The organism is Streptomyces monashensis (genome assembly GCF_001866665.1).
Lineage (GTDB): Bacteria > Actinomycetota > Actinomycetes > Streptomycetales > Streptomycetaceae > Streptomyces > Streptomyces monashensis.
In genome coordinates, this window is sequence record NZ_MLYO01000106.1 from 1 (window position 1) to 3879 (window position 3879).

Below are 3879 nucleotides of genomic sequence, written 5' to 3' on the forward strand. Positions count from 1 at the left end.
GCGCGAGGTGAACACCAGCCCGTCGGACTGCGGCAACCGCACCACCGCGCCGAGCAGCGGGTGATCGGCTGCCGACTGTCCCAGGGACGCCGCGTCCGTCGCCGGTGCGGTCTCCCGCAGCCAGTAGTGCTGGTGGTCGAAGGCGTACGTCGGCAGGTCGACATGTGCCGATGCACTCCCGGCAGGCAGGACGCCGGTCCAGTCCACCGGCACACCACGCACGAACAACTCCGCCATCGACACCAGCAGACGACGCAGACCACCCTCCTCACGCCGCAGCGAACCCGTCACCACCCCGCCCTCACCGACATCACTCCCGTCAAGGATCCCGGTCACCGGCTGGACCAGCACCGGATGCGCACTCACCTCCACGAACACCCTGTGACCCTGACCGAGCAGATCGGCCACGGCAGGACCGAAACCGACCTGGCCGCGCAGGTTGCGGTACCAGTAACCGCCGTCCAGAACCCCGGCAGCCTCCACCCAGCCCCCGGTGACGGTCGAGTAGAAGGGGATCGTCGGCGCCTGGGCATCGATACCGGCCAGCACCTCGCCGAGAGTGTCGCGGATGTCCTCCACATGACGGGTGTGCGACGCGTAGTCCACCGCCACCCGACGCACCCGAACACCCTCGCCGGACAGCACCCGAAGGGCCTCGTCCAACGCCTGCGCATCACCGGCGATCACCACGGAGTTCGGGCCGTTGACGGCCGCGACCTCGACCCGACCCGACCAGCGCTCCAGGCGGGCAACTACCTCTTCCTCGCTCAGTGCGACCGAGGCCATGCCACCGTGACCGGCCAACTGCTCGCCGATGGCCCGGCTGCGCAGCGCCACCACCTTCGCCGCGTCCTCCAGCGACAACGCACCCGACACACACGCCGCCGCGATCTCACCCTGAGAGTGACCCACCACCGCATCCGGACGAACACCGACCGAGGACCACACCGCCGCCAGACCCACCATCACCGCGAAACTCGCCGGCTGCACCACATCCACCCGCTCCAGCAACTCCGAAGCAGCCTCCCCACGCAGCACCTCGAGCAGCGACCAGTCCACCCACCGCTCCAGCGCAACCGCACACTCCCCGATCCGCTCCGCGAACACCGCAGACGAATCCAGCAACTCCCGGCCCATACCCACCCACTGCGAACCCTGGCCCGGGAACACCCACACCACCTTGCCCGGCGACCCCGAGCCGGAGACGACATTCGCCGCGCTCTCGCCACGCGCCAGCGCGCGCAGCCCGGCGAGCGCCTCTTCGTCCGAGGAGGCCACGACCACCGCACGCTCGCCCAGCACCGCACGGCTGGAGACCAGCGCCCCGGCGACATCCGTCAGAGACAGCCCCTCGGTACCTTCGACGAACGTCGCGAGCCGTTCGGCCTGTCCCGACAGCGAGGACTCGCTGCGCGCCGATACCACCAGCGGCAGCACGTCACCGGGCGCCGTCCTTGTGGCGGTCGACTTCGGCTGCGTGTCCGCGGGTGCTTCCTCAAGGATCAAGTGCGCGTTCGTCCCGCTGACGCCGAACGCGGACACTCCCGCACGGCGCGGTCGGCCGTCGCGCGGCCACTCCCGAGCCTCCGTCAGCAGCTCCACCGAGCCCGCCGACCAGTCCACTTTGGACGTGGGCGCGTCCACGTGTAGGGTCGGCGGCAGCACTCCGTGCCGCAGCGCCTGCACCATCTTGATCACACCGGCCACACCCGCGGCCGCTTGCGTGTGCCCGATGTTCGACTTCAACGACCCCAGCCACAACGGCCGTTCGGCATCACGACCCCTGCCGTACGTCGCCAGCAGCGCCTGCGCCTCGATCGGGTCACCGAGCACCGTACCCGTGCCATGACCCTCGACCACATCCACGTCCGCCGGGGCAAGCCCCGCATTGGCCAGAGCACCACGGATCACCCGCTGCTGCGCAGGCCCGTTCGGTGCCGTCAGACCGTTCGACGCACCGTCCTGGTTCACCGCACTGCCCCGCAGCACCGCCAGGACCTTGTGCCCGCGCTCCCGCGCCACCGACAGACGCTCCAGCACGACCACGCCGACGCCCTCGGCCCAGCCGGTGCCGTCCGCGCCGTCCGCGTACGCCTTGCAGCGGCCGTCGGCCGCCAGGCCGCGCTGGCGGGAGAACTCCACGAACGCGCCGGGGTTGGCCATCACCGTCGCACCGCCGGCGAGCGCCATGGAGCACTCGCCCTGCCGCAGCGCCTGCGCGGCCAGGTGCATCGCCACCAGCGACGACGAACAGGCCGAGTCGATGGTGACGGCCGGGCCCTCGAAACCGAACACGTACGACACCCGGCCAGAGGCCACGCTCGTCGACCCGCCCGTGCCCGCGAAGCCCTCCAGCTCCGGAGTGACCACGCTGGCGCCGGGCGCGACATAGCCCTGGCCGAACACGCCGGAGAACACGCCGACGTCGGCACCCTTCAGCGAGACCGGGTCGACACCGGCGCTCTCCAGTGCCTCCCAGGAGGCCTCAAGGAGGAGCCTCTGCTGCGGGTCCATCGCCAGCGCCTCACGCGGCGAGATCCCGAAGAACCCCGCGTCGAACAGGCCCGCCTCGTGGAGGAAGCCGCCCTGGCTGGTGTAGGTGGTGCCCGCGCGCTCCGGGTCCGGGTCGAACAGGCCCTCCAGATCCCAGCCACGGTCCTCGGGGAACCCCGTTACGGCGTCGCGGCCGTCACGCACCAGTCGCCACAGGTCCTCCGGACCCGCCACCCCGCCGGGCAGCCGGCACGCCATGCCCACCACGGCAACCGGCTCCCGGGAAGCGTCGATGAGCTGGCGGTTCTGCTTCTTCAGCGAACCGACCTCTTCGAGCGATGCCCGGAGCGCCTCGACGACTTTTTCATACGACGCACTCACTTGTTTTCCCCAATCCTTCAGCGTTCTCGCAGGGTTAGTTGTCGCCGAGCGCCATGTGCACGAGATCGTCGACGCCCAGGTCGGCGATCGCCCTCTCTTCGTCGGCGTCGTCCAGTGCGCCGACCGCCGGTTCGCCGTCGCCGAGGGCGACCAGCTTGACCAGGGAGTCCATCAGTCCGGCCGCCCGGAACCGGGCGAGCGGGAGCGAGGCGAGTGCGTGCCGCAGCCGTGCCTCGTCCACGTCCGGGCCGGCCGCGCCGCCGTCCGGGAACAGTTCGGTGTGCAGGTGGCGCGCGAGGGTCTGCGGGTTCGGGTAGTCGAAGACCAAGGTGGCGGGCAGCTTCAGACCGGTCGCCTCCCGCAGCCGGTTGCGCAGTTCCACTGCCGTGAGCGAGTCGAACCCGGTGTCCTTGAAAGCCGTGTCCGGCTGGACGCCGTCCGGCCCGGCGTGCCCGAGTACGACCGCGGCCTGGGTGCGCACCAGGTCGACGAGGGCCTTCGCCTGCTCGGCGGCGGGGAGCCCGGCGAGACGGCGCATCAGGCGGCCGTCGCCGGCGGATCCCGTCCGTGCCAGCTGCCGGCCCGCGCGGACCAAGCCGCGCAGCATGTGCGGTACTCCGCCGCTCGCCGCCGCGTCGGCGCGTACGGACCGCAGGTCCAGCTTGGCCGGCACGAGGAGCGGCTCCTGGGACCCCAGTGCGGCGTCGAACAGCTCCATGCCCTCCGCCAGGGTCATGATCTGAAGGCCACCGCGGCGGCTCATTCGCGACCGGGTGAGGTCGTCGGTGTTGGCCGCCATGCCGCTGGTCTGCTCCCACAGACCCCAGGCCAGGGCGACCCCCGGCAGACCCGCCGCCCGGCGGCGGGCCATCAGACCGTCCAGGAAGGCGTTGGCCGCCGCGTAACTGCCGCTGCCCGCACCCATGAAGACCGCCGAGACCGAGGAATAGACGACGAACGCGTCCAGCTCCAGGCCCCGCGTGAGCTCGTCCAGGTGACGTACGG

The 3879-nt window shown here is 71.2% G+C and carries 2 protein-coding genes; both read right to left on the reverse strand.

What is annotated here, in order from left to right; translation table 11 throughout:
• The coding region (locus BIV23_RS42215) for a type I polyketide synthase (RefSeq protein ID WP_143079238.1) at window positions 1-2874 on the reverse strand (2874 nt) is incomplete at its 3' end.
• 34 nt (window positions 2875-2908) lie between these two features.
• Window positions 2909-3879, reverse strand: a 971-nt coding sequence (locus BIV23_RS42220; RefSeq protein ID WP_143079239.1) for a beta-ketoacyl reductase, incomplete at its 5' end; no start/stop codon positions are given.